The following is a 26,361-nucleotide window of genomic DNA, read 5'->3' as shown; positions in this document are numbered from 1 at the left end:
ATTAACTCCTTCTTACCATCTATAATGTGCAAACGCTTTGTTAGCTTCTGCCATTTTGTAAGTATCTTCTTTCTTCTTGAATGCTGCACCTTTGCTATTTGCTGCATCCATTAACTCACCTGCTAGTTTTTCAATCATAGTTCTTTCGCTTCTTTTTCTAGCATTTAGGATAATCCAGCGAATTGCTAGAGCTTGTTGACGAACTGGGCGAACTTCAACTGGAACTTGATAAGTTGCACCACCAACACGGCGAGCTTTAATTTCTAATACAGGCTTAACATTTTCAATAGCATCATTGAATACATCAATACCTTTAACTTCGCTATTTTTTGACGATATTAAATCAATCGCACCATATAAAATTTCAGTAGCAATAGATTTTTTACCATCATACATTAATGAATTAATAAATTTTGTAATTACTTTACTACCATAAATAGGATCAGCTAGAACTTCTCTAACTTGTGCTCTTCTTCTTCTCATTTTTTCCTCTTCAACTTAAAATTTTTAATTTACTCAAATTACGCCGCATATCTAAGCTGCGAATCTGCGAAACTCTTTATTATTTTTTGCCTTTTGTAGGAGCTGCTGCTTGACCTGGCTTTGGTCTTTTTGTTCCGTATTTTGATCTTGAAACTGTTCTTTTTGCAACACCTGCAGTATCTAATGCACCACGAACAATGTGATACTTAACACCTGGTAAGTCCTTAACCCTTCCGCCACGCACTAAAACAATGCTGTGCTCTTGTAGGTTGTGGCCTTCACCACCGATATAACTAATAACTTCAAATCCTGTTGTTAATCTAACTTTTGCAACTTTTCTTAACGCTGAGTTAGGTTTTTTAGGAGTTGTAGTATAAACTCTTGTACATACGCCACGTCTTTGTGGGCAATCCTTTAACGCTGGTGATTTAGACTTTACAATCACTTTTTTGCGTTCTTTTCTAACCAATTGATTTATGGTAGGCACGTTTCATCCTTTCAAAAAATTTATTAAAAAGTGCGAATTATATAATATTTTTTCTTAAAAAAGTTTTAATACTTTAATACTTAATTAAAAGCAAGAAATAATTAAGTTTTTTTGATTATCATTTATGGATTATTTTCGTAAATCCAAAACAATTTTTTGAAAGGAACAAAATGTCTAGTTCGGGTGTAGAAATTCAATATTTTGGTATTTTGGCAATGCTAGTTATTGCTACTGGTTTATTTTTTGGACTAGTTTTTTTGGCTAAAACAATAGGCAATTCTTTAGCTAGAAAAAATAGAAAAAAATTAGGCTTAGGACCCTATGAATGTGGTCCATTACCACAAAAACAAGCTGTTAAAATCAACTCACAATTTTTTATTTTCGCACTAATTTTTATTTTATTTGATATAGAAGTTGTGTTTATGTATCCTTGGGCTTTAATGTATAAAAAATTAGGCTTATTTGCATTGATTGAAATGGTTTGCTTTTTTGTTTTACTTTTAATTGGATTTATTTATGCTTATAAGAAAGGAGCTTTAAAATGGCAGAGCATCAACTAAATACAAATGGTATGCCAATAGCTTTAACTTCTGTTGATAAGTTAGTTGGTTGGGGACAAAGTAACTCTTTATGGGCTTTTTCTTATGGTCTTGCATGTTGTGCTATTGAAATGATGGCAGGCGGTGGTTCTAGATATGATTTTGATAGATTTGGAACTATTTTTAGAGCAAGTCCAAGACATAGTGATGTAATGTTAGTAGCTGGAACTCTTAGTAAAAAACATGCTGAATTTACAAGAAGATTATATGATATGATGCCTGATCCAAAATGGGTTATATCAGTGGGTAGCTGTGCGAATACTGGCGGTATGTTTAATACTTATTCAACCGTGCAAGGTGTAGATAGAATTGTTCCTGTTGATATTTATGTGCCTGGTTGTGCGCCTAGACCTGAGTCTTTTCAATTTGCTTTAATGATACTTCAAAAAAAGATAAGAAAAGAAAAAATATGTAAAAAAATAGCAGCAAAAAGGTTGGTATGATGAGAGAGTACAAAGATAGGATAAATGCACAAAAACAAGATTATTATAAAGATAGATTTTATCATGCACCACAGACAAATAAAGTATCAACAATAGGTAGTGAATTTGAATATTTATACAATGAATTTCAAAACATAATTCCTATTTCAAATTCTTTCGTAGAATTAGATATTGCAGTGTTTTTTATAAATAAAGAAGATAATTTAAAAGCTTTAAGATTAGCTAAAGATTTAGGATTTACATCTTTTACCGAACTAATTTGCTCTGATTTTTTAGCAAAAGATAATTCATACGAAGTTCAATATTTATTATTAAATATGACTAAAAAACAAAGAATTAGAATAGTTACAACCTGTAAAGCAAACGAAACTATTGAGAGTGGAGTTTGCGTGTTTAAGGGTTTAAATTGGTCTGAGCGTGAGGCTTATGATATGTTAGGAATTAATTTCATTAATCATCCTAATTTAAAAAGATTATTAATGCCTGATGATTGGTTTGATCATCCGCTTAAAAAATCATATCCATTACAAGGTGATGAATTTGCACAATGGTATGAAATTGATAGAATTTTTGGCAAAGATTATCGTGAGGTTGTTGGTCCTGAGAATCGTGATGCAGGTAGAGTTGATTGCGATGATACTAATAATTTCTCAAGAATTTATCATGAAGTTCCAAAAGGAGCTGAGCCTATAAGCATTGCTTATAAGCAAGAATATCAAGAAGATGAAGGCGTTATGTTTGTTAAGAAAATTAAACGCGCAGATTCAAAATATATAGATGGGAGAAGATAATGCAAATACCATCAAAATTAAAACCATATTATGAAAATATAGCTTTTACAAAAGAAGATGGCAGAATGATTATAAACCTAGGTCCTCAGCACCCAAGCTCGCATGGAAACTTAAGATTAGTTTTAGAGCTTGATGGCGAAAAGGTAGTAAAGTGTGTTCCTATGATAGGTTACATGCATCGTGGTATGGAAAAAATGGCTGAAAATATGATTTATCAAGAATTTATTCCTACTACTGATAGAATGGACTATGTAGCAGCAAGTGCAAATAACTATGCGTATGTAGCTGCAGTTGAAAAGCTTTGTGGTTTAGAAATCCCTAGACGCGCTCAAATTATTAGAATGATGCTATTAGAATTAAATAGAATTGCAAGCCACTTATTATGGCTTGCTACCCACGCTCTTGATATTGGAGCAATGACTGTGTTTTTATATTGCTTTAGAGAGCGTGAATATGTAATGGATTTGGTTGAAAAATATTGTGGAGCAAGACTTACACATTCATCTATGAGAATTGGTGGAGCTATGCTTGATTTACCACAAGGTTTTAATGAAGAGCTTTTAAGATTTTGTGATAAATTTTTAAACGATGTAAAAGACTATGAAACATTGCTTGATGATAATAGAATTTGGCGTTTAAGGACTGAAGAAGTTGGAGTTGTTACAAAAGAACAAGCACTAAACTGGGGTTGTAGTGGTGTTATGCTTCGTGGTAGTGGTGTTGAATGGGATATTAGAAAAGAAGAGCCATACTTGTTATATAATGAAGTTCAATTCGGAGTTCCAGTAGCAAAACAAGGTGATACTTACGCAAGATATAAATGCTATATGCAAGAATTTCGTGAAAGCGTAAAAATACTTAGACAATTAGTTCCTATGTATAGAGAGAGTTCTCCTGAATTAATTTGTAATAATAAAGAATTTGTAAGCGCTAGCAAAGAGCAAATTATGACACAAAATTATTCTTTAATGCAGCATTTCGTATTGGTTACTCAAGGTCTTCGCCCACCTGTTGGAGATGTTTATGTTCCAACTGAAAGTCCTAAAGGTGAGCTTGGATACTTTATAAAAAGTGATGGTTCAACTAGACCATATCGCCTTAAGGCTAGAACTCCTAGTTTTTGGCATTGTTCTTTTTATGAAGAATTACTTGTTGGAACTTATGTAGCAGATGTTGTTGCTATTATGGGTTCAACTAATATTGTTTTAGGGGAGATTGATAGATGAGAAGAATTGACCTTAGAAAAAGTAAAGATTTATTCGTAGATTTAAAAAATCATATAGATAATGCTAAAGAAAACGAAGTTTTAGTTGTATTGTTTGAAATTGGAGATTTTTCAAATATTGATAAAGCTTACGAGTTTGTAGCTAATAATAATTGCAAAATGATGAATTCACTTAAGTTTAATCAATGTGATTGGACTATTATTATTAAAAAGGAAGCAAAATGAAAATTTTAAGCTTCTTAAATTATGCAAGCAAAGAAGTCTTAAATAATTTTAAAAACGATGAAATAATTAATATAGGCAGTTTTTTTGATGAGCGTTTAAAACAAGAGTTTTATAAATGCGAATTAGGAACTGAATGCTATGTTTTAGCTTTACTTTGCACTATGGCAGGTTTAGATGAATTTGATATAGGAGAGCTTAGTGCAGAAAGCTGCTTTGGAGAAGAAGAAGCAGGAGAGATTTTAGAGTTTTTAAAAGATGCTAATTTAATATTATTAGATAGTAATTTGCTCTATCATAAAGATAAAAATATTTATTATTTTGCAAAAAAACTAGCTAAACATTTTAATATTGAGCTAATGTTTGATTATGAGCTAAAGGTTTCTAATTTAGAAGAATTAGATGATAATAATGGTTTAATTTTATATGAATGTTTAGAAAATGATGAATTTATTGTAAGCCCAGCATTTGCTGCTCTTGCAAGAATTAAAGAATTTGATTTAGTAGATATAAAGACTAAAAACAAAGTATTAAGAAAACAAGTAAAAATTGATAGTAGCTTAAAAGGACTTTTTGCATTAAGTAAAAAAGAAAATAATTACGCTTTTAGTCCTTGTGTAGTTAAAGGAGTAAGCAATGAAAATTAATATCAATGGTAAAGAATGTATAGCAAATGAAGGCGATTATGTACTGCAAGTTGCTCGTGCTAATGATATCTTTATCCCTGCAATTTGCTATTTAAACGATTGTAGTCCAACTTTAGCTTGTAGAATGTGTATGGTTGAAGTTGATGGTAAACGCTCTTATGCATGTAATACTAAAGTAAAAGATGGAATGCAAGTTTTAAGTAATACGCAAGAATTATGGGATGAGCGTAATGCAATCATGCAAACTTATTGTATAAATCACCCTTTACAATGCGGTGTTTGTGATAAAAGTGGAGAATGTGAATTACAAAACTTCACTCATAAAGCTAAAGTAGATACACAAAATCACTGGATAAAAGAAATAGATAGACGCCATAAAGATTGGGGTTTATTACAATACGACCCAAGCCTTTGTATAGTATGCGAAAGATGTATTACGGTATGTAAGGATAAAATCGGTGATAATGAATTAAAAACCACTGCTCGTGGTGGTGATGCACCTGATAAAGATTTTAAAGATACTATGGGTAAAGACGCTTATGCAGTATGGACAAAATTTCAAAAATCTTTAATATCTCCACAAAATGATAAAAGCCTTGAATGTCAAGAGTGTGGAGAGTGTGTTAGTGTATGTCCAACTGGAGCTTTAATAAATAAAAACTTTCAATATCGCTCAAATGCATGGGAGCTTACTCGCATACCTGCAAGCAATCCACATAGTAGTGATTGCGAGCTTTTATATTATGATATAAAACAAAAAAGTATTAAAGATAATTCTAAAATGATTTATAGGGTTTCAAATGATTTTCATTTTACAACCTTAAATAAAGCAGCTAGATTTGCTTATGATATTACAAGTGATTGTAAGGGTAAAGATACAGCTGAGTTTAATCGCTTGGTTTCATTATTTAAAGAAAATAAGATTAAAAATGTTAAGTTTAATAGCTATATAACAAACGAAGAAGCATATATTTTAGAATTATTAAGAGCTAAATTTGGCTTTAATTTAGTAAACAATGAAGCTTTATGCTTTCAAGAGTTTTTAAAGACTTTTTGTTCTTTTGCAGGTAGTTTTTATAATGCAAGTAGTGAAGATGTAAAAAAATCTGATTTTATTGTTATTGCAGGAAGTTTTTTAAGACACGACAATCCTACTTTATCATATAAAGTAAATAATGCTATTGTTATGAATAAGGGTGCTGGGCTTTATTTTCATCCTATTAAAGACACTAAACTTTCAAAAATTGCTAAAAATTTCGTAAATGTAGCTTGTGATTATGGTAAAGAAGCAAAAGTTCTTGAGTTTATTTTGCAGTATTTTGCAAAAGATTTACCACAAGATTTAGGCTATATAAAAGAAGCCTTTTATGAAGAACAAATTGAAGTAGAAGTTAAATCAAAAGATGCTGAAGGTAATGAAATTAAAGAAAAGCAAACTCAAACAATTAAAAAATCAAGCCTTGCAAAAGAATTAGGCTTTGATGAAGATAAATTAAAAGATTTATTATTAAAGAAATCTAATTTTACTTTAATTGTAGGAAATGATTACTTCTATCATGAAAATGCAAAATATTTAGCGTATTTACTTGCAAATATTCAAAAATCAACAGATTTTAAAGTAATGCTAATACCACCTCGCACTAATACTTTAGGTGTTAGTTTAATATGTAAATTAAGCAAAGCTTGTGATGGATTTACTATGGGTTATAATGAGCGTGGAGACTTTTCATTCTCAAATGATGAACATAATAATTTAGCAAGTTCAAGCTTGATAGAGCAAGAAGGAACTTTTGTAAATTATGATGCAAGATTAGTTCCTACAAATGCTGCTTTAAGCTTTAAAGGATATTTTTTAAATGATTTAGCAAATGAATTAGGCTTAAATGCTAAATATACAATTGATTACACAGAGCAATTACCTAAAGATAAAGGATTTTTAAATATAGCTTTTGATGATTTAACGAATTATTATGATAATGCAGGAAATAATCATCGCGGTTATTTAATAAATACTTGCGAATTTGTAAAGAATTTGAATCAGGAATTACAAATCCCACAAAATCAACAATTAGCTTGTGAGTGCAATAAAGATGATGTTGTAATACTTGCAAATCCTGTTGGAAATCTATCAAAATACACAAATAAATCAAGCTTTTTTAATGAATGTGCCTCTCTTTATGCAAGTAAAGATTATTTAGCAAAGCATAATTTAAAAGAAAATTCTATGGTGAAGATTTATGATGATAAAGATGAAATTATCATTAAGGTAGTTCTTGATAAAGATATTGAAAATGGTGCATACTTGCCTACATTTGATGATAAGATAAATCCTTATAAATTCTTTAAAACAAGACGTTATTATGCGTTAAATATAAAGGAAATAAGCCATGAGTGAAACAATGTTTTTTGTAATAATTACACTAATTAAGTGTCTTTTAGTAATTGCAATTTTTGCTTCATTAGCAGGTTTTGCAACTTATTTAGAAAGAAAAGTTTTAGGCTATGTTCATAGAAGACTTGGACCTGATATGGTAGGACCTGCTGGGGTTTTACAAATCGTTCCTGATATGATTAAACTATTTACTAAAGAAGATTTAATCCCTTATATGACAAATAGTAAGGTATTTAAGGTTGCTCCTTTAATTTCTGCAATTTGTGCTTTTATGGCTTTTGCTGCTGTGCCAATTTTTCCTGAATTTACATTATTTGGACATACAATTAAGCCTATAATTGCTGATGTAAATATTGCAGTTTTATATATTGCTGGGTGTTCTTCGCTTTGTGCTTATGCTATATTTTTAGGTGGTATGGCAAGCTCAAGTAAATATCCTTTAATTGGTGGTGCTAGAGCTTTAGTAACTATCATTTCTTATGAAGGTGTTAGCGGTCTTTCATTACTTGCTGTTGTATTACTAACAGGTTCTATGAGTTTGGTTGATATTAATGCTTATCAAGAAGGTGGAATTTTATCATGGCTAGTATTTAAGCAACCTGTAGCTTGTATATTATTTACAATAGCTGTATTTATGGAAACAAATAGAACTCCTTTATGTCTAGCAGAAAACGACCCTGAATTAGTTGCTGGTTATGGAACTGAGTATAGTGGTCTTCGTTGGGGAATGTTTTTTATAGGTGAGTATGCTAGTATGATTTTAGGCTCAATTTTAATTTCATTACTATTCCTTGGTGGATATAATGATTTTTATTTTATACCAGGTGCAATTGCTATGATTTTAAAAATATGCTTTGTGTTTTCATGGTATTTTTGGGCTAGGGGAACTTTTCCACATTTAAGAGCTGATCAAATTATGAGAATGAGTTATTTGATTTTATTACCTGTTGCAGGTGCTAATTTAATCATAACTGCATTATTAGCATTATAAGGAGAGCTTATGAAAAAGTATTATGTAGTAGATGAAAAAAGAAAACTAATCTTAACTCCTTATGAAAAATTTATAAGAAGTGTAAAAAGATGCTTAAATACTGACTTAATCAGTGGTTTAGCATTTATTATAAACGAAACCTTTAAAAGGGGTAATACAGCAACTATTAAATATCCTATGGAAAAAATCAAGCTTGATAATCGCTATCGTGCTGTTCATAGATTGCAAAGATTTATAGAAAGCGAAACTGAGCGTTGCATAGGCTGTGGATTATGCGAAAAAATTTGTATTTCAAATTGTATTAGAATGGAGACAAAATTAGGCGAAGATGGAAGAAAGCTTGTAAGTAATTATTCTATTAATCTTGGTCGTTGTATTTATTGTGGATTTTGTGCTGAGGTTTGCCCTGAGCTTGCTATTGTTCATGGGGTTGAATATGAAAATGCAGCAGAGCAAAGAGCGTATTTCGCTCATAAAAAAGATATATTAACTCCTATTGATGATTTAATTAATCAAGTTGAATTTGAAGGAAGTGGAAGTTTAAGAGCTGATGCTGATGAGTTTGTTAAACAAACCCCTAATTATTATGATGTAATGAAAGAAAGGGAAGCTTTAATTCCTAATTCAAATTCTAGCGAAGAAAAAACTAATAAAGAGGCAAAAGATGTTTGAGTTATTTGTGTTTTATGTTTTCGCCGCGTTAGTTACGGGATTTTTTGTTATAGCTGTAAGTTCTAAAAATATTTTATATTCTCTTAGTTCTCTTGCTTGTGGAATGGTTTTGCTTAGTGCTCATTATTTTTTATTAGGTGCTGAGTTTTTAGGTGCTGCACAAATTATTGTTTATAGTGGAGCTGTTTTAGGACTTTATAGTTTTGCTATGATGTTTTTTGATTTAAGTAAAGAATTAAAAGAAAATCTAAAACATAAAAAGACTTTTTTTACTTTGAGTATTTTAGCAAGTGCTCTTATGGTTATTATGTCTTTAGGTTTTAAACTTAATTCATCTAAGTCAACCTTATTAGTAAGCGAAGAGCTTGAGAATACTCGTAGCTTAGGAATAATTTTATTTACAAAATATCTTTTAGCATTTGAAATAGTTGCATTGATTTTATTGATGGTAATAGTAGCTGCTATTGTTTTAGTTGCTAAGAAAATAAAGGATGAGCAATGAATTATTTATTATTATCACTTATTTTGTTTTTAGTAGGTTTATTTGGGGTATTAAGAAGACAAAATTTAATAATGTTTTTTATATCAACAGAAATTATGCTAAATGCTGCAAATCTTGCTTTTGTATCAATTTCTAAGCTACATAATGCTTTAGATGGGCAAGTATTTGCGATATTTATAATGGCAATAGCTGCTTGTGAGATTGCGATAGGACTTAGTTTTTGTGTGATTAAATATAGACAAACAAAGAGTCTTGATTTTGGAGATTACAAATGAGTGTTTTATATGTTTTATTTTTACCGCTATTAAGTGCGATTTTTGCAGGGATTTATTCTTTTTCACCTAAAAATAAGGTAATAGGATATTTTTGTTCTTATTTGATGTTGCTTGCTTTTGTTTATTCTTTAATCTCGCTTTATCATTTAATGAATGTAAATTTTTATCTAAATTTAGGTCAGTGGATAGGCTTATTAGGAATTAATTTCGGTCTTTTAATAGATTCTGTTAGCCTTACTATGATGTGCGTTGTTACTTTAGTTGCAACTTGCGTTCATTTTTATAGTATTTATTATATGGAGCATGACGCTGGATTTAACAAGTTTTTTGCATTTTTAGGATTATTCGTATTTTGTATGCTAATTCTTGTTATGAGTGATAACTTCTTATTATTATTCGTAGGTTGGGAAGGCGTTGGCTTATGTTCTTGGTTATTAATCGGATTTTGGTATCAAAACGAAAAATTCTCACTAGCAGCAAATGAAGCTTTCATTATGAATAGAATTAGCGATTTTGCAATGCTTTTAGGAATATTTTTAATATATTTTAATTTCGGAACTTTAAGCTATAAGGAAGTTTTTGGGATTTTAAATTTTCACGAAACTTTAAATCCAAATGTTTTAACCTTAATAGCAGCTTTATTATTTGTAGGTGCCATGGGTAAATCAGCTCAGTTTCCATTCCATACTTGGCTTGCTAATGCAATGGCAGGTCCAACACCAGTTTCAGCATTAATTCACGCTGCAACAATGGTTACTGCTGGGGTTTATTTAATAATTCGCTCTCATGATTTATTTTCTTTGGTTCCAAGTGTTAGTTATTTTATAGCTTGTTTGGGTGCTTTTGTAGCACTTTTTGCTGCTTCAATGGCAATTGCTGCAAAAGATTTAAAAAGAATTGTAGCATTCTCTACTCTTTCGCAATTAGGTTATATGTTCGTTGCTTGTGGATTAGGCGCATATAAAGTAGCTTTATTTCACTTAGTAACTCACGCATTCTTTAAAGCTTTATTATTCTTAGGTGCAGGAAATATAATGCATGCAATGCACGATGAATTAAACATTTATAAAATGGGAAAATTATATAAGCCTATGAAGATTACTGCGGTTTTAATGATACTTGCAAGTTTAGCTTTAAGTGGGATTTATCCATTTGCAGGATTTTTCTCAAAAGATAAAATCTTAGATTTTGCATTCATAAGCGATCATTACGGCATTTATGCTGTTTTATTATTTACTGCATTTTTAACTGCGTTTTATAGCTTTAGACTAATTATGATGGTATTTTTTGCTCCACAAAATCATAATATCCATCCACATGAAGCAAAACCTATTGCACTATTTGCTATGTTGCCACTTGCAGTTTTAGCTATTATTTCAGGTTTTTGGGATAGTTCATTTTTTGATTTTATAAGAATACCTATGCAAGAATTACACCATAATTATTTATTAATAGCTGTATCTTTAGTAGTTGCTATTGCTGGTATTGTTTTGGCAATTTTTGTGTATAAAAACGGCTCTAAAGAAACTTGTAATTGCAAATATAAAAAGCTTTTAGAAAATGAATACTATATACCAAAACTTTATGAGATTATTTTTATAAATCCTTATAAGTGTTTATCAAAAGTTTTAACAGGTTTTGAAGAAGGATTGTATGCTTTAATTTTTGAATGTCCAAAGAAGATTATTAATCTTATTTGTTGCGAACACAAAAACAATAGCCTAACTCTTCATATAGTGTTTATAGGTGCTTTTTGTGCGTTTTTACTTTTAACAATGGTGGTGATATATGCTTAGTTTATTGATATTTTTACCTTTGATTTTCGGTGCAAGTGCTTATTTTATAAATGATAAGGCTGTTAAAGTTAGTGGAATTTTATTTTCTTTCATAATTTTATGCCTTAATTATTATGTTATTGTTGAAGATTTGCATATTTTTAATTATACGCTTATTAAGGCTTTTAATTTCGGAATTAATTTAAAAGCAGATGAGATAGCATTTACTTTAGCATTTGTAGCTAATTTAATGTTATTTTTATCTATGTGTTTTTTCTCAAATCAAAAAAGAGATTTTTTAATAAGTGCTATGATTTTAAGTGCTTGTATGAATGGATTGTTTTTAGCAAATGATGCTTTATTGTTTTATGTATTTTGGGAAGCATCATTATTACCACTTTTATATTTAATGGTTAAAAATAATGAAGCAAAACTAGCAAGATCGTTTTTCGTATTTGCGTTTTTAGGTTCTATTTTTATGCTTGTAGCTATGATTTATTTAGCTTATAATGCAAGAGTGAATAATGCTATTTTAAATTTTGATATGAGTTATTTTTCTACAAGTAATTTAAGTGCTAAAGAAAACACTTTATTATTCTTAAGCTTTTTCTTAGCTTTTGCTATAAAAGCTCCTATTTTTCCTTTCCATAGTTGGGCGATTAAGACTTATTCAAAAGCTCCTAATTTTGTTTCAGTAATGCTTGCAAGTTTTAAAATGGCTCCTTTTGGAATGATTAAATTTTGTGTTCCTTTATTTGCTGCTAGTATTAGTGAGCTTAGCGGAATAATTTATTCTTTATGTATAATTTCAGCAATTTATGCAGCTATTTTAGCAAGCAATGCAAAAAACTTTAAAGAATTAAGTGCAATGAGTTCAATCTCACACTTAGGAATAATTTGTTTAGGTATTTTTGTAATGCATCCTATTGCCTTAGCAGGTTCTGTTTTATATATGGTAGCTCATGCTATTGTAAGTGGGGCAATGTTTTTCTATGCTGAGATTATAAAAGATAATTATAAAACTTATAATTTAGATGAATTAAAAGGTCTTGCTAAAGCTATGCCTTATATGACTTTTATATTTGGAGTATTGTTATTTTCTTCAATATCACTACCTTTAACTATTAGCTTTGCGGGTGAGTTTTTAGTTCTTTATGGTGTTTTTGCAGCAAGCAAGATTGCTGGTGTATTTGCTACTTTAGTAGTTATTTTAGGTGCTATTTATATGTTAAATATGTTTAGAAAGAGCTTTTTAAGCACAAGTAATTCTAATGTTAGTATAAACACTTGCGTTTTTCAAGTATTGATTTTAACATTTATAGCAATAATAATAATTGTATTTGGAGTAAATCCTAATATGATTTTAGATTATGTTAAATTTGCTATATAAGGAGTTTGTATGCAACTAGATTTAAATGTATCACTGATTTTATCAGAGCTTATATTAATAGTTATTGCGTGTTTTATACTAGTAGCTAGTTTATTTTATAAATTTGATTTAAAAGCTTTAAAAGGACTTAGTATTTTAGCTCTTATCTTAGCTCTTGTTTGTAAAATAAGCACTGATTCTTATATGCAAAGTTTTTTTGGCTTGTTTATATATGATGATTTAGCAAAATATTCAAGTATTTTGATTTATTTATCGGCTATTTATTTCTTACTTGCAAACAAAAGAGCAGATGAAGGCGAGTTTTTTGCATTATTTTTAATGATGATTTCATGCCTTAGCTTTATGGTTAGCACAAATAATTTAATCGTAGCGTTTATAACTCTTGAAGGTTCATCTTTAGCTCTTTATAGCTTAATAGCATTTAAGAAAAAAGCAATAGATGGAGCTTTAAAATATTTTAATTACGGAATGCTAGGCTCAGCATTTTTTGCTATGGGTTCTGCTATGTATTACTTTGATAGTGCAAGTTTAGAATTAAGAACATTACAAGTTGTTAGCACGGCAGGTGTTTTATCATTTGTAATGGTAGGTCTTACAATTTTATTTAAATTATCAATCGCTCCACTTCATATGTGGCTTAAAGATGTTTATGTAAAGGCTGATTCAAGTTTAGCTGGATTTATTTCAATTGTTCCAAAAATTGCAATGATGGTATTTGCATTTAGATTTATTAGTTCTTTTGATAATTTCTTTAATGTAAGTGAAATTGTTTTAATCATTGCTTGTATTTCTATGCTATTTGCTAGTGTTATGTCGCTAAAGCAAGATAATGCTAAATTAATGCTTGTATATAGTTCTGTTTCGCATTCATCTTTTGCTTATTCAACTTTAGCTTTTGTTGATTTATCAGCTAGTATGTTTTTATATTATTTCTTAACTTTTGCTTTTGTAAATATTGCTTTATTTATGTTTTTAGGAGCATTTAAGGATAGTTCTTATGATAATTTGCAAGGCGTATTTAAAAAATATCCATTACTTGGAATTTGTATTGTGATTTTACTGCTTAACTTAGCAGCACTTCCGCCATTTGGAGTATTCTTTGCTAAAGTAGGAGTTATTAATATTGCACTTCATGTAAATATTTATGCAGCTATTTGTATGGCTGTTAGTTCAATTATTATGCTATTTGCTTATTTAAGATTTATAAAAGCTATTTTTGCTGATAAAGAAATAGGATTTTTATATTTTAATAACGCACAAAAAATAGCATTTGTGTTAGCAGTTATTGCTTCATTTGTAGCAAGTTTAGGTTTAGATTATATTAGCTGATGAAAAAATTATTACTTCTTTGCTCTTTTGTTTATTTGTATTCTTTTGAATTATTTATAAACACAGGCAAAGAAGCTAATAAAGATATTTCAGTTCTACATATTAAAAATAATACCGATATAACATGTGATGATTTGCATGATGAGAATTTAAAACAATATATTAAGTGTAGCGTTAAGGGTAAATCAAGATTATTAGCTAATCAAGACTTATCATTATTTAAATTAGAATTTCAAAATAAAAAAGATAAGTTAGATATATATATTTATCCAAAAACTAATGTATCTATAATAAATAGCGAGCAAAAGCTTTATGAGAATAATATAGTTTTTTCAAGTAATAAAAATAAATCAAAAAATTATACCTTTGTGTTTTATCAATATCCGCAAGGTCATTTAAGTCCTAATGGTTTAGATTTTGATGTAATTTTTCCTGATTTAAAAACTCCTTTTATAGAAGGTTTAGATTTAGATCAAAATCCAGTAAATATCAGTGATAATAGCGACATAAATGCGTATTTAAGTATTAAAAAATATTATGATAATAAACAATATAAAGAATTGCTTGATTTATGTAATACAGCCTTAGAAAAATATAAAAATAGTGTTTTTATAAGTGAGTTTTATTTGTATAGAATTAGGGCTATGTTTAATTTATTAAATGTGAATACAAGCCTTAGTGAAGAAATAATTACAAGTGCTAAAAACTATATAAGAATATTTCCTAGCGATGAAAATTACGCAGAAATTTTACAAATGATGATAAAAACTTATTTAAAACTTGAGCAAAGAAGTGATGCAGAATATTTCATTGATATATTAAATAACGAACATCCTAACTCTTATTATACAAAATTAGCAAGTTTAAATTACGCAGACTTTTTACTATCTCACGGCAAAAGAGATGCTGCTACTATAATTTATAATAATATATTATTTAGCTCAGATGATGCAGTTCTTGCAAGTAAAGCAGCTATTTCATTAGCAAAAATTAATATAAATCACAATAAAGCAAAGGAAGCAAAAGAATTTGTATTAAAGGTATTTAATGCAAATGAGCAGTTTTTATTAGAAGATAAGGAAAAAACCTTAGCATTGGCTGATGATTTTTATAAAGAAAAAATGTATGACATAAGTGCTCCGATATATGAATTTTTATTTAAAAACTCAAGCAAATTAGATAATTATTATGAAAGAATTTTAAAAAATCTTGCAGTATCTTTAGCAAAAAATAATGATTACAAAAAAGCTGATGAGTATTTAAACGAATATAAAAAAATATTCCCTAATGGCGAATATATGAATGTAATTGATGAAACTATTGATAGTTTATATTTTGAAAAAGAAGAAAAAGACAGCTTTAAATTACATGAATATTATAATTTTTTAATGGCTAAATATGATAATAATATTTCAAAAAGAGCTTTATATGAAGAAGTAAAATTATTATTTAAAGAGCAAGATTATGAAAAAATACTTAAATTAGAAGATAAAATTAAAGATAGTGAGAATGAAGAGCTAATAAATCTATATAAAGAAAGTTTAATAAAACTTTTAAATATTGCTCTAAATAACGATGATTGTGATGATGTTTTAAATTATATTAAAAATTATCATTTTGTAAGTGATGAGTTTATTATAAACAAGAAAAAATATTTAGAATGTTTAGATCGCAAGAAAGAAAAAGATTTAGCATTAGATTTTGCATTAAAATTTGAAAATGAAGATTTAGTATTTTATAGAATACAACAAGCTAAGATTTTATATATTAAGCAAAATTACAAAGAAGTAGAAAAAACAATTCATTCTATTTTAAATAAAAGATTTAAAATCAAAAATCATGAGTATTTTGATGCTTATTATTATTTATCTTTAGCGCTTTTAAAACAAAACAAATATAACGATGCTATTTTTGCTCTAAAACAACTAGAAAAATATGGCAAAGGCTTAAGATTAGTTGAGGTGTATGATGAGTTTTTAGAATACTTTAAGCGTCATAATTTGGATATTTCAACTATTAATTATGGAATGAAAGCTATTGATATACAAAATTATTTAGGAGTTAATTTATATAGTCCTAAGATTGAGTTTATTACTATTGATGCTTTAATTAATAAAAATCGCTTAAAAGAAGCAAAAGAAATCTTGGTTGATTTATATAAATTAAAGCTTAGTGATGATGAATTTAGCTATGCAAAATATCAAGAAGCAAGAATTTTAATAGAACAAAAAGAATTTATGAAAGCAAAAGAAGCTTTAAAAGAATGTAGAAGTGGTGAATGGAAAAATTTATGTGATGAAAAATTACAAGTTTTGGAATAATTTAAGCTAAAACTAATTTTTAAAATATATAATATGCGTTTTACTTATCAAGGACAGATGGGTGAGTGGCTGAAACCACACCCCTGCTAAGGGTGCAGCTCTTAATCGGGGCTCGAGGGTTCAAATCCCTCTCTGTCCGCCACTTTTTCAAACAACTTATTTTATGCGCTCGTAGCTCAGCTGGATAGAGCATTTGATTGCGGTTCAAAAGGTCAGGGATTCGAATTCCTTCGGGCGCACCACTTTTAATCTTTGTTTATTTTACAATTTTATAATATTCATTTAATTTTTGTTTAAAAAGGAGATAAGATGAAGAAACTTTTAGGTTCTTTATTTGTTGTTGGTGCTATTAGTACTTCTTTATTTGCTGGTGCAAATACTCAAACAGGATGTGGTTTAGGAACATTAATCATTAAAAATCCTGATTCAGCTATTTTATATGCATTACAAGCTACTACAAATAGTACTTTTGGTAATCAAACTTTTGGTATTACAACAGGAACTTTAAATTGCCAAGAAGCAAGATTAGTTCATAATGAAAAAGCTATTAATTTTGTAAATGCTAATCTTGATGCTTTATCAAATGAGGCTGCATTAGGAACAGGCGAGCATTTAGATACTTTAGCGGAGTTATTAGAAGTAAGCGATGTAGAAAGTTTTAAGGCTAATTTAAGAGCTAATTATCTTGCAGTTTATAATTCAAGTAATGTTGTAGGCTCTGAAGTTTTAGACAAAGCTTCAGCTCTATAATTGAAAAAGCTATTAGTTTTTTTGTGCTTTTGTATTTATATAAAAGCACAAGATTTTAATCTATCTTATGATTTTACGAAGTTAAATATTTCTCAAGAATATTTTTTAAAACTTTTAAATACAATAGATACAAACAAATTATATTTACATAAAGAATGGAAAAATCTTTTACATTATTCAAACAATCAAAGTGAGATTACTAATGAAGATTTTTTTTATTCAAATAAAGATTTAAAAAATGAGCTTTACGAGAGTTTGTTTCATTATTTTATTGATAAAAAATATTATTTAAATAAGAAAATAAAATTAAATCAAGAAAACTCAGCTATTTTATTTAGCAATGACAATGATAATTTGCATTTTATATGTAAATATCCTTTAAGGGCTTTATTTTTAGAAAAATACTTAGATATTAAGAGAACGCAAGAATTAAATTGTTCTGATTTAAATAATTTTTTTGAATACATAAATCCAAAATCAGTAAGTATTGTTTATCCAGCAGCTTATTTAAATTCTCCTGCTTCTATGTTTGGACATACATTTTTACTTATTAATTCTAACTATAACTCAAGGCTTATTTCTTATGCTATCAACTGGGCTGCTGACGTTGATGAAAAAAGTGAGAATGCTATTGCTTTTGCATACAAAGGCTTATTTGGTGGATATGTTGGTAAGTATTCTTTAAAACCATATTATGATATGTTAAAAACTTACAAAGATAGTGAAAATAGGGACCTTTATGAGTATGATTTAGCTTTAAATGAAGATGAAATTCGTAGATTAATTTTGCATTTATGGGAGATAAAAGATACAACTTCAACTTATTTATTTTTGAATAAAAATTGCTCATATAATATTTTATGGCTTTTAGAAAATGCAAAGCCTAATTTAAATTTAAGAGGTAGCTTTTTTTACACCATAATTCCTAGCAATACTATTCAAAAAATGAATGAAAAAGAACTAATAACAAATTATCATTACAGAGCTTCTAAATTAAATACTATATTAACTCAAGCAAATAATCTTTCGTATAAGCAAATTAAACAAGCAAAAGAAATAGCCTTAAACAAACAAGAGCCAAATAATGATTATTTAACCCTAGCTTTAGCAAATGAATTAAGCAGTTATTATGCAAGTAAAAGTGAAATACCATTAGAAGAATACAAAAATACAACCCACAAAATATCAAGTTTTTTATCAAAAGCAAATATTGATAAACTACCAAAAATACCTGAAAAAACAAGCATAATTTATTCAAATTATCCAAGCAAAATTGCAATTTCTTATGATAAAAATAATAATATTTTTTTAAACCTAAGAGCAGCTATTCATGATATTTATGAAGATGATTTTGGTTTTGACAAAGGAATTGCAGTTGAGTTTTTTAATACTAAAGTTAAATTAAATAAGAGATTAAAACTTGATAATTTTACTTTATTAAATTTAGCAAGTTTATCTGATTTTAACTACATAAATCACAAACCAAGCTTTACGATAAAACTAGCGTATGATGAAGTTTTGGATAAAAATTATTTTAATTTAGAAACTTTAGGCGGGCTTACTTTTTCTAATAATTTTTATTTATTATCAATTTTAAGTGGTTTTGATTTTTATAAAAAGGGCATTAATTTTAATAATAAAATTATTTTTCAGTTATCTTATAAAACAAATAAATTAAGCTTTATATATCAAAAAAATTTTTATAAAAATAATAATTTAGATATTTTTAATATCAAAACTCATTCAAAAATATTTAAAAATTTTGCGATTTTTACTGATTATAAAAGAATTAAACATAGCAATGAAAGCTATGAATTAGGACTTGCTTATTATTTTTAATATTTTAAATTCCTATTTCAAATTCCAAAGATTTTTTAAAGAATTTGAAATAGGAATTAGGATTTTTATTATTCGCTTTATTTTTTTAATTTTTTAATTAAGAATTTTTATTAATAGAAACTTTTATTAATTTTTTTTAATTAGTATGAAAAATATCCTTTTTGTGTTTTAAATCAAGCATTTTATGAATGTTTTATTTAATTTATTAAAAGGAGAATGATGAAAATACAAGCTATAAACAAAGAACTTTTACCGGCTTTTTTATTATTATTTATGACTTTTTTGGCAATTGTTTTAAAAAACTCATCTTTTAGCGAGTTTTATGATGCAAGTTTAAATGCTAGAGCGTCTGTTAGTTTTCTTGATTATTCGCTAAGCAAACCTTTATTTTTATGGGTTAATGATGGTTTGATTGCTATTTTTTTCTTTTGGATTGGTTTAGAAGTTAAAAAAGAGATTTTATGTGGAGAATTAGATACTAATAAAAAAAGAATTTTACCAGTTGCAGGTGCAATAGGCGGTATTTTAGTTCCTGCTATTATTTATATGCTTTTTAATTTTTATGATTCTTATAAATTAAGTGGCTTTGCAATTCCGACAGGAACTGACACTGCTTTTGCTGTTGCTATACTGCTAATTTTAAGAAAATATGTTCCAAATAGCGTTAGAGTGTTTTTATTAAGCCTTGCAATTTTTGATGATATTGCAGCAATTATTATAATTGCTATATTTTATACAAATGAGCTTTTATATATATCATTGGTTTTAGCGTCTATTGGAGTTTTTGTTTTATTATTACTCAATTTTTTTCATTGCACTTATAAGATGTTTTATTTAATTACAGGTGCTTTTATTTGGGTGTGCGTTTTAGAAAGCGGAGTTCATACAACTTTAGCAGGAATGTTATGTGCTTTTTTTATCCCACTCAAAACTAAAGACAATAAAGAGTTTTTAGAAAAAATAATGCACGATTTAACACCTTATGTAAATTACGCAATACTCCCTATTTTTGCATTATTTAATGCAGGAGTTTTGCTTGATTTTAGTTTAGGCAATTTAAATAGTGTATTTTTTGGAATATTTTTTGGCTTATTTTTAGGTAAGCAATTAGGTGTTTTTGGATTTTGCTTGCTTGCAAATAAATTTGGAGCTACCTTGCCATCTAGCAAAAAGATTTTATATGGAGCAAGTATCTTAACAGGAATAGGTTTTACAATGAGTTTTTTTATAAATACTTTGGTATTTGAAGGAAATGCAGATATTTTTAATAGTGCTAAATTAGCAGTGCTAAGTGCAAGTTGTTGCTCGGCTATTTTTGGCTTTTTATATCTTAGATTTAAGGCGGCATGATTTGTTTTATTTATGGATTACTACATTTATTTGGGCTTTTTCTTTTCCTATTATAGGATATTTTATAAGTGGCAAAATGGATAGCTATTTTGCTATTTTTATTAGAGTTTTTATAGCGTTTTTGGTATTTTTACCACTTTTAAATAGAAATATTTTTAACAAATTAAAACTGCTTTTAATATTAATAGGTAGCTTAGAAATAGGCTTAATGTATTTGTTTTATTACAATTCTTTTAGATTTTTAAGTGTTAGCGAAGTTGCACTTTTTACTATTTTTACGCCTTTTTATGTGAGTTTGTTTTATGATTTGTTTTCTAAAAAACTAAGAGCTTTTTATCTAATTAGTATTAGCATAAGTGTTTTAGGAGCTTTTATAATCAAACAAGGCGAAATAAGTAGCGATTTTTTAAAAGGATTTTTGTTAATTCAAGCTGCAAATATTGTTTTTGGGGCTGCTCAAAGTCTTTATAAAATAGTATGCGAAAAATACGAAATCAAATCTCATAAAGAAATCTTTGGATATTTTTTCTTAGGTGCTTGTATTGTTAGCTTAATTGCCTTTTTGATTTTAGGAGATTTTAGCAAAATTCCAAGTGATTTGAATTCATATTTAGCTTTGATTTATTTAGGACTAATTGCTTCAAGTATAGGTTATTTTTGCTGGAATAAAGGAGCAACCTTAGTAAATAGTGGCACGCTAGCACTTATGAATAATGCGATTATTCCTGTTGCAATACTTGTTAATTTGATATTTTTTAAGGTTGATATTGATTTTTATAATTTTGCTTTAGGAAGTTTATTAATGATAATTGCAGCAATTTTTCATAAATTTTATGCGAAATAAAATAGCTAATTTCTATTTCTTAATTCTTAAAGAATTTAGATTAGGAATTAGAAAAACTTTTATAATTAAAGTAAAATTTTTTATCTTAAAATTAAAATTATCAAAATAAGCAAAAGTTCGGTGGAATAAATCGTTACAAAAATTAAACTTTTGCTTTTCTTACTTTAATGTTTCACTTTGATTTTTGCTTAACTTAGTAGCAACTTTTCTTTAACTTTAAAGCCTAAAATGAAAATATTCATTACAAAAAGGACAATCAAAATGATACTAAAAAGAAATGGTTTAAAGGAAGTTTTTAAAGCATATAAAATAGAGCAAGCTATAAATAAAGCTTACGCAAGTTGTAACAAAGAAGCTTCAAAAGATTTAATTTTAGCACTTATTAAAGATTGTGAAAAAGATGAACTTTTAAGCGTAGAAAACATTCAAGATAAAATTGAAAAAGCCTTATTTGAAGCTAGAGAATTTGAAGTTTTAAAAAGCTTTATGTTATATAGACACACAAGAAAATTACGCCGTGAAAAAAGCTTGGATTTTGGCACTTACATAAATTGTTCAGCTACTATTAGCGAATATATTGAAAGAAGCGATTGGAGAATACAAGCAAACTCAAACACAGGCTATTCTCATGCAGGTCTTATAAACAATTCAGCGGGAAAAGTTATTGCAAATTACTGGCTTGATAATGTTTATAATGATGAAATAGGTTTAGCGCATAGGAATGCTGATTTTCATATTCATGATTTAGATTGCCTTAGTGGATATTGTGCTGGTTGGAGCTTAAGAGTATTGCTTAATGAAGGTTTTAACGGAGTAAGAAGTAGGGTAGAAAGCAAACCACCTAGACATTTTAAAGAAGCTTTAGGGCAAATGGCGAATTTCTTAGGAATATTACAAAGCGAATGGGCAGGGGCTCAAGCGTTTTCTAGTTTTGATACCTATCTTGCGCCTTATGTTTTTAAAGATAAATTAAATGATGCAGAGATTAAAAGGGATTTAGTAAGTTTTGTTTATAACCTAAATGTTCCTGCTCGTTGGGGACAAAGTCCATTTACAAATATTACGCTTGATATTGTTTGTCCTGATGATTTAAAAAATCAATTTCCAACTTCAAACGATATTCATTTTTTTAAAGGCATAGATGATGAAGAATTACTTAAGTTAGCAAAAGAGCGTGGCAAAAACTCACTTCTTGAGCTTACTTACGGCGATTTTGAAGAAGAAATGCAAAGAATTGTTAAGATTTTTTATGAAGTTTTAAGCGAAGGAGATAGAACACATCAGCCTTTTACCTTTCCTATCCCAACTATTAATTTAACCGAAAATTTTGACTTTGATAGCGATGTTGCTGATGCGATTTTTGAAAATACTGCGAAAATGGGTTCATCATATTTTCAAAATTTCATAGGTTCTCAATACAAATTAGACGAATTTGGCAATAAAATAGAAGATGAAAACGCTTATAAACCAAATGCAGTTCGTTCAATGTGTTGTAGATTGCAACTTGATTTAAGAGAATTGCTTAAGCGTGGTGGCGGACTTTTTGGAAGTGCAGAAATGACAGGAAGTATAGGTGTGGTTACTATAAATCTTGCTAGACTTGGGTATTTGTATAAAGGCGATGAAATAGGGCTTTATAAACGCTTAGATGAGTTATTAGAGCTAGCACGTGATAGCCTTGAGTTAAAAAGAGCTTTCATTAAAAAAATGTATGATAGGGGGCTTTATCCTTATACTAAGAGATATTTACCAAGCTTTAATAATCATTTTTCTACCATAGGAATAAATGGTGCTAATGAAATGCTAAGAAATTACACAAATGATACTTATGATATAAGTTCAGATTTTGGCAAAAGCTTTTGTTTAAAATTAGTAAATTATATAAGAGAAAAAATCAAGCATTTTCAGGCTCAAACAGGTAATTTATACAATATTGAAGCAACCCCAGCAGAAGGAACTACATATCGTTTTGCTAAAGAAGATAAAAAAAGATTTAATGACATTATTCAAGCAGGAAATGGCGAAGAGATTTATTATACAAACAGCACGCAATTACCTGCAAATTATACAGATGATCCATTTTTTGCTTTAAATATGCAAGATGAATTACAATGTGCTTATACAGGTGGAACGGTGTTTCATCTTTATATGAAAGAAAAATTAGAAAACAAAAATGTATGCAAAAATTTAGTGAAAAAAATTGCAAGTAATTATCGTTTGCCGTATTTTACAATTACGCCTGTTTTTAGCGTTTGTCCTATTCATGGATATATTGCAGGCGAGCATGAGTATTGTCCTAAGTGCGATGAAGAAATTATAGAAAAGGAGTTAAGATGAAGACAATAGATAATGAAAAAAGAACAAAATGTATGGTTTATACAAGAGTTATGGGCTATCACAGACCCGTAGAAAGCTTTAATCTAGGAAAAAAAGGCGAACATAAAGAAAGAAAAATGTTCGAGATAAAATGATTTATGATATAACCCCATTTAGCATAATTGATTATCCAGATTATTTATCTTGCATAGTTTGGCTATCAGGTTGTAATTTAAGGTGTAAATATTGCTATAACGAAGAAATTATAAAAAGCACTAAAGCAAATATTAGCTTTAGCGAATATAAAAACTTTTTAAAAAGTAGGATTTCTTTGCTTGATGGGGTTGTTTTTAGTGGTGGAGAATGCACGAAATCACCTAATTTATTAAAATATTTAAGCCTTGCAAAAGAGCTTAATTTTAAGTGTAAAATTGATAGTAATGGCTCAAATCCTAAGGTAATAAAGAGCATTTTAGATAATAATTTGGCTGATTATTTTGCTATTGATTTTAAAGCACCTAAAGAAAAATTATATGAATTAACAGGGCTTGATTATTTTGATGAGTTTAAGCAAACTTTAGATTTACTTAATAATAGTGGTGTGGAATTTGAAATAAGAACTACTTGGCATTATGACTTGCTAAGTGTTAGCGATATTTTAAATATGCATGAGTTTTTAAGAAAATCAGGCTATAAAAACAAATATTATTTACAAAAATTTCAAGATTATAAAAATCTTGCAAACTTAAAACAAAGTTTGCAATTAATAGATTTAAGCATATTTAATGATGAATTCGTTTTAAGAAATTTTTAAAGAATTTGAATTAGGAATTTCAATTTTTCTTTATTTTCTTTACTAATTCTAAAGCTATCACGACATTTTTGCAAGGTCATTTTAAGAGTTGTTGCATCTAGTTTATTAGCACTTAAAAAGTTATAAGTAAGATTAAAATCCTTTACCATCATCACTTGAAAATACCAAGCCCTAGCCATATTTATATAATATTCATCGCTTTTTATATCAAAAACTATTTTTAGCCCTTCATTTGGAGTAATAAATTTCATAAAGCACAAAATCCCAAAGCGGATTTTATAAGTATGATTTGAGCTAATTAATTCATTTGCTAAAGGTTTTAGGTCTTTATTTTTAAAGCTTTTAGGAACTAAAGTATCGCAATTCGCCCAATTATCTACGAAATTAAGATATTTTTTCGTATAATCTAAGGCTTTTTTGTAATCTTTTTCATAATTTATCCCATAGGCTATGATTTGCAAGTATTCATAAAATTTTTCATCTTTTAAAAAGTTTTGAAAAAACTCATCAAATTTATTTTCTTTTTGAAGATTTTTCGCATAATCTTTAAGAATATTTGAGCGAATTCCTAAAATCTCGTATTTTGTAAACACCAGCCTTTCATGAAATGCTTTATAATCTTTATCTATATAAGTCTTTAAAATCTCTTTCATCAACACTCCTTTTTGCTGATTATAATAAAAAAAGAATTTGAAATAGGAATTTGACTTTTAAAAAGCTAAATCAAAATCACAAAGTATAATAAATCTATTTAGTGTATTGTAAGCTAGATGTTAAATTTTTATATAAGATAATGAATGAAAAATACTGAAGAAATAGAAAGATTTTATAAGCTTGTATCAAGTAATGTTAAAAGAATTAGAACCGACTAGAATTGGCCTTAAATATAGGAATAAAATCAATTGCCTTTTATTCAAATTGCGAAAACAACAAAAACGGCAAGCATTTTAACCTAGAGCATGTGTATAATATAAGCAAGGTTTTAGGTGTAGATATTTGCGAATTATTAAAGGAGTAGGCGAAGATGAATTTTATAAAAGAAGCCTTGATTAATGTAGCTAATTTTGATTTAAGAGCTACTATGAGTAGGCGTTCGTATGCCTTTATGATTTTTGTTTTTCCGATTTTAGCATTTAGCTTGTTTTATTTTTTGATAGAGTTTTCAAGGTTTGTGCGTTTAGTATTAGCAAATTTTACAATTTTTAGTGTGGATTTTCGTGATGTCGCACTTGCTTATAATCAAATAATATTTAATAGTTTAAATCAAAACTTTACAATTGCTATGTTTATAGTGTTTTTAACTTGTGTGATACAAAGGCTTAATTCAATTACAAAAAATAAGACTTTAAAATTATTAATTACAATTTTGCTTGTTTTCTTATCTTTTTGTGCAATTAATTCATTTTATGCTTTGGTTTTGCTTAGTATTTTGCTTGTTTTAATAGCTTTTATAAAAGAAAGGCATTTTAATGAAGCTAATCCTAAATATTCTTTAGTGTATTTTTTGACATTTGATTTTAAAACAAGTGCTAGTAAGCCTAATTTGATAATTATTTTTAGCTTGTGTTTATTTATACTTATGCTTATTCCTTTCTGTTTAGAGCTATTTCATCAAGGCTTTAGGGATTATATATTTATTGTTAAAACGCTATTTTATTACATTGCTATTTTAATAATGCCTATTATTTATATTGATATATTTTATTTATTAAATTGCTATAAATTAGGCTTTAGAACAATTGCAAAAACAATTACTCTAATATCTTTTATAGCTTTTTATATTCATATAATTTGCTTTGATAGATACGGCGTTTTTTATGAATTTATTAAGATGTTATTCTTATATTCATTTGTCTTAGTTTATGTTCTAGCAATGCTAAAAATCAAGAATTTGAAATAGGAAT

At 28.0% G+C, this 26,361-nt stretch carries 26 protein-coding genes, 2 tRNA genes and 1 pseudogene; 26 read left to right on the top strand and 3 right to left on the bottom strand.

The annotated features are described in order from the left end of the window. Positions 1-12: 12 nt before the first annotated feature. Both rpsG and rpsL read right to left on the bottom strand, forming a co-directional pair. Positions 13-483: a 30S ribosomal protein S7 gene (gene rpsG / locus AVANS14531_RS03050; protein ID WP_239817842.1), complete on the bottom strand. Its 471-nt coding sequence runs from the start codon at positions 481-483 to the stop codon at positions 13-15. Positions 484-562: 79 nt separating this feature from the next. Next, entirely contained in the window at positions 563-970 is a 408-nt protein-coding gene (rpsL, locus tag AVANS14531_RS03045) for a 30S ribosomal protein S12 (protein ID WP_214117487.1), read from the bottom strand. Positions 971-1,140: 170 nt separating this feature from the next. On the opposite strand from rpsL, the gene AVANS14531_RS03040 reads away from it, so the two are divergent. The 24 genes from AVANS14531_RS03040 to AVANS14531_RS02925 all read left to right on the top strand — a co-directional run bounded on the left by AVANS14531_RS03040 (position 1,141) and on the right by AVANS14531_RS02925 (position 24,457). Next, complete coding sequence (locus AVANS14531_RS03040) at positions 1,141-1,530, top strand: NAD(P)H-quinone oxidoreductase subunit 3 (RefSeq protein WP_336611286.1); 390 nt, start codon at positions 1,141-1,143, stop codon at positions 1,528-1,530. After that, positions 1,512-2,012 (top strand): NuoB/complex I 20 kDa subunit family protein, encoded by a 501-nt coding sequence (locus AVANS14531_RS03035; RefSeq protein WP_239817844.1) that lies wholly within the window; start codon positions 1,512-1,514, stop codon positions 2,010-2,012. The genes AVANS14531_RS03040 and AVANS14531_RS03035 overlap by 19 nt, the downstream gene beginning before the upstream one ends. After that, on the top strand, positions 2,012-2,803 hold the full coding sequence (locus tag AVANS14531_RS03030) for an NADH-quinone oxidoreductase subunit C (protein ID WP_336611285.1): 792 nt from the start codon (positions 2,012-2,014) through the stop codon (positions 2,801-2,803). The genes AVANS14531_RS03035 and AVANS14531_RS03030 overlap by 1 nt, the downstream gene beginning before the upstream one ends. After that, the gene (gene nuoD, locus AVANS14531_RS03025) at positions 2,803-4,029 is read left to right on the top strand and encodes an NADH dehydrogenase (quinone) subunit D (protein ID WP_239817846.1); all 1,227 of its coding nucleotides are present in this window, start codon (positions 2,803-2,805) and stop codon (positions 4,027-4,029) included. The genes AVANS14531_RS03030 and nuoD overlap by 1 nt, the downstream gene beginning before the upstream one ends. Beyond that, on the top strand, positions 4,026-4,253 hold the full coding sequence (locus tag AVANS14531_RS03020) for an NADH-ubiquinone oxidoreductase subunit E family protein (RefSeq protein ID WP_336611284.1): 228 nt from the start codon (positions 4,026-4,028) through the stop codon (positions 4,251-4,253). Before nuoD ends, AVANS14531_RS03020 begins: the two co-directional genes overlap by 4 nt. Next, entirely contained in the window at positions 4,250-4,897 is a 648-nt protein-coding gene (locus AVANS14531_RS03015) for a hypothetical protein (RefSeq protein ID WP_336611283.1), read from the top strand. Before AVANS14531_RS03020 ends, AVANS14531_RS03015 begins: the two co-directional genes overlap by 4 nt. Continuing rightward, complete coding sequence (locus AVANS14531_RS03010) at positions 4,887-7,292, top strand: NADH-quinone oxidoreductase subunit G (RefSeq protein WP_336611282.1); 2,406 nt, start codon at positions 4,887-4,889, stop codon at positions 7,290-7,292. The genes AVANS14531_RS03015 and AVANS14531_RS03010 overlap by 11 nt, the downstream gene beginning before the upstream one ends. Next, positions 7,285-8,280 carry an NADH-quinone oxidoreductase subunit NuoH gene (gene nuoH, locus AVANS14531_RS03005; RefSeq protein ID WP_336611281.1) on the top strand — a complete coding sequence of 332 codons (996 nt, stop codon included), beginning with the start codon at positions 7,285-7,287 and terminating at the stop codon, positions 8,278-8,280. The genes AVANS14531_RS03010 and nuoH overlap by 8 nt, the downstream gene beginning before the upstream one ends. A gap of 9 nt (positions 8,281-8,289) precedes the next feature. Then, positions 8,290-8,952 carry an NADH-quinone oxidoreductase subunit NuoI gene (gene nuoI / locus AVANS14531_RS03000; protein ID WP_239817851.1) on the top strand — a complete coding sequence of 221 codons (663 nt, stop codon included), beginning with the start codon at positions 8,290-8,292 and terminating at the stop codon, positions 8,950-8,952. Next, positions 8,945-9,454, top strand: a complete 510-nt coding sequence (locus AVANS14531_RS02995) for an NADH-quinone oxidoreductase subunit J (protein WP_239817852.1) — start codon at positions 8,945-8,947, stop codon at positions 9,452-9,454. The genes nuoI and AVANS14531_RS02995 overlap by 8 nt, the downstream gene beginning before the upstream one ends. After that, positions 9,451-9,729, top strand: a complete 279-nt coding sequence (nuoK, locus tag AVANS14531_RS02990) for an NADH-quinone oxidoreductase subunit NuoK (protein ID WP_239817853.1) — start codon at positions 9,451-9,453, stop codon at positions 9,727-9,729. The genes AVANS14531_RS02995 and nuoK overlap by 4 nt, the downstream gene beginning before the upstream one ends. Then, positions 9,726-11,525, top strand: coding sequence for an NADH-quinone oxidoreductase subunit L (gene nuoL / locus AVANS14531_RS02985; protein WP_336611280.1), 1,800 nt, complete (start codon positions 9,726-9,728; stop codon positions 11,523-11,525). The genes nuoK and nuoL overlap by 4 nt, the downstream gene beginning before the upstream one ends. Next, entirely contained in the window at positions 11,518-12,894 is a 1,377-nt protein-coding gene (locus tag AVANS14531_RS02980) for a complex I subunit 4 family protein (RefSeq protein WP_239817855.1), read from the top strand. Before nuoL ends, AVANS14531_RS02980 begins: the two co-directional genes overlap by 8 nt. Before the next feature lie 9 nt (positions 12,895-12,903). Continuing rightward, positions 12,904-14,223 (top strand): NADH-quinone oxidoreductase subunit N, encoded by a 1,320-nt coding sequence (locus tag AVANS14531_RS02975; RefSeq protein WP_336611279.1) that lies wholly within the window; start codon positions 12,904-12,906, stop codon positions 14,221-14,223. Further along, positions 14,223-16,544 carry a tetratricopeptide repeat protein gene (locus AVANS14531_RS02970; RefSeq protein ID WP_336611278.1) on the top strand — a complete coding sequence of 774 codons (2,322 nt, stop codon included), beginning with the start codon at positions 14,223-14,225 and terminating at the stop codon, positions 16,542-16,544. Before AVANS14531_RS02975 ends, AVANS14531_RS02970 begins: the two co-directional genes overlap by 1 nt. A 51-nt stretch (positions 16,545-16,595) precedes the next feature. After that, positions 16,596-16,686: transfer RNA gene (locus AVANS14531_RS02965), tRNA-Ser, on the top strand. A 23-nt stretch (positions 16,687-16,709) separates the two neighbouring features. Beyond that, positions 16,710-16,786: transfer RNA gene (locus AVANS14531_RS02960), tRNA-Arg, on the top strand. A 67-nt stretch (positions 16,787-16,853) separates the two neighbouring features. Beyond that, positions 16,854-17,294, top strand: a complete 441-nt coding sequence (locus AVANS14531_RS02955; RefSeq protein ID WP_239817858.1) for a DUF3015 family protein — start codon at positions 16,854-16,856, stop codon at positions 17,292-17,294. Next, entirely contained in the window at positions 17,295-19,133 is a 1,839-nt protein-coding gene (locus AVANS14531_RS02950) for an Lnb N-terminal periplasmic domain-containing protein (protein ID WP_336611277.1), read from the top strand. Between the two features lie 216 nt (positions 19,134-19,349). Further along, on the top strand, positions 19,350-20,483 hold the full coding sequence (nhaA, locus tag AVANS14531_RS02945) for a Na+/H+ antiporter NhaA (protein WP_239817860.1): 1,134 nt from the start codon (positions 19,350-19,352) through the stop codon (positions 20,481-20,483). 1 nt (position 20,484) lies between these two features. Then, a complete protein-coding gene (locus AVANS14531_RS02940) occupies positions 20,485-21,327 on the top strand; it encodes an EamA family transporter (protein ID WP_336611276.1) in 843 nt (280 codons plus the stop codon). A gap of 261 nt (positions 21,328-21,588) precedes the next feature. Beyond that, entirely contained in the window at positions 21,589-23,664 is a 2,076-nt protein-coding gene (locus AVANS14531_RS02935) for a ribonucleoside triphosphate reductase (RefSeq protein ID WP_442862392.1), read from the top strand. Continuing rightward, positions 23,661-23,798 carry an anaerobic ribonucleoside-triphosphate reductase gene (gene nrdD, locus AVANS14531_RS02930; RefSeq protein WP_275583449.1) on the top strand — a complete coding sequence of 46 codons (138 nt, stop codon included), beginning with the start codon at positions 23,661-23,663 and terminating at the stop codon, positions 23,796-23,798. The genes AVANS14531_RS02935 and nrdD overlap by 4 nt, the downstream gene beginning before the upstream one ends. Then, complete coding sequence (locus AVANS14531_RS02925) at positions 23,795-24,457, top strand: anaerobic ribonucleoside-triphosphate reductase activating protein (protein WP_336611275.1); 663 nt, start codon at positions 23,795-23,797, stop codon at positions 24,455-24,457. The genes nrdD and AVANS14531_RS02925 overlap by 4 nt, the downstream gene beginning before the upstream one ends. Here AVANS14531_RS02925 and AVANS14531_RS02920 read toward each other — a convergent pair. Beyond that, positions 24,454-25,110, bottom strand: coding sequence for a DNA alkylation repair protein (locus AVANS14531_RS02920; protein WP_336611274.1), 657 nt, complete (start codon positions 25,108-25,110; stop codon positions 24,454-24,456). The two genes, AVANS14531_RS02925 and AVANS14531_RS02920, sit on opposite strands and share 4 nt — an antisense overlap. A gap of 144 nt (positions 25,111-25,254) precedes the next feature. On the opposite strand from AVANS14531_RS02920, the pseudogene AVANS14531_RS02915 reads away from it, so the two are divergent. Together AVANS14531_RS02915 and AVANS14531_RS02910 are read left to right on the top strand one after the other, a co-directional pair. Beyond that, positions 25,255-25,475: pseudogene (locus AVANS14531_RS02915) on the top strand (helix-turn-helix domain-containing protein). Positions 25,476-25,481: 6 nt separating this feature from the next. Beyond that, entirely contained in the window at positions 25,482-26,357 is an 876-nt protein-coding gene (locus AVANS14531_RS02910) for a hypothetical protein (protein ID WP_336611273.1), read from the top strand. Positions 26,358-26,361 lie beyond the last annotated feature (4 nt).

Source organism: Campylobacter sp. Cr9 (genome assembly GCF_020138295.1).
Classification (GTDB): domain Bacteria; phylum Campylobacterota; class Campylobacteria; order Campylobacterales; family Campylobacteraceae; genus Campylobacter_E.
The sequence above is the reverse complement of the archived record's forward strand: the minus strand, read 5'-3'. Positions and strand labels throughout refer to the sequence as shown.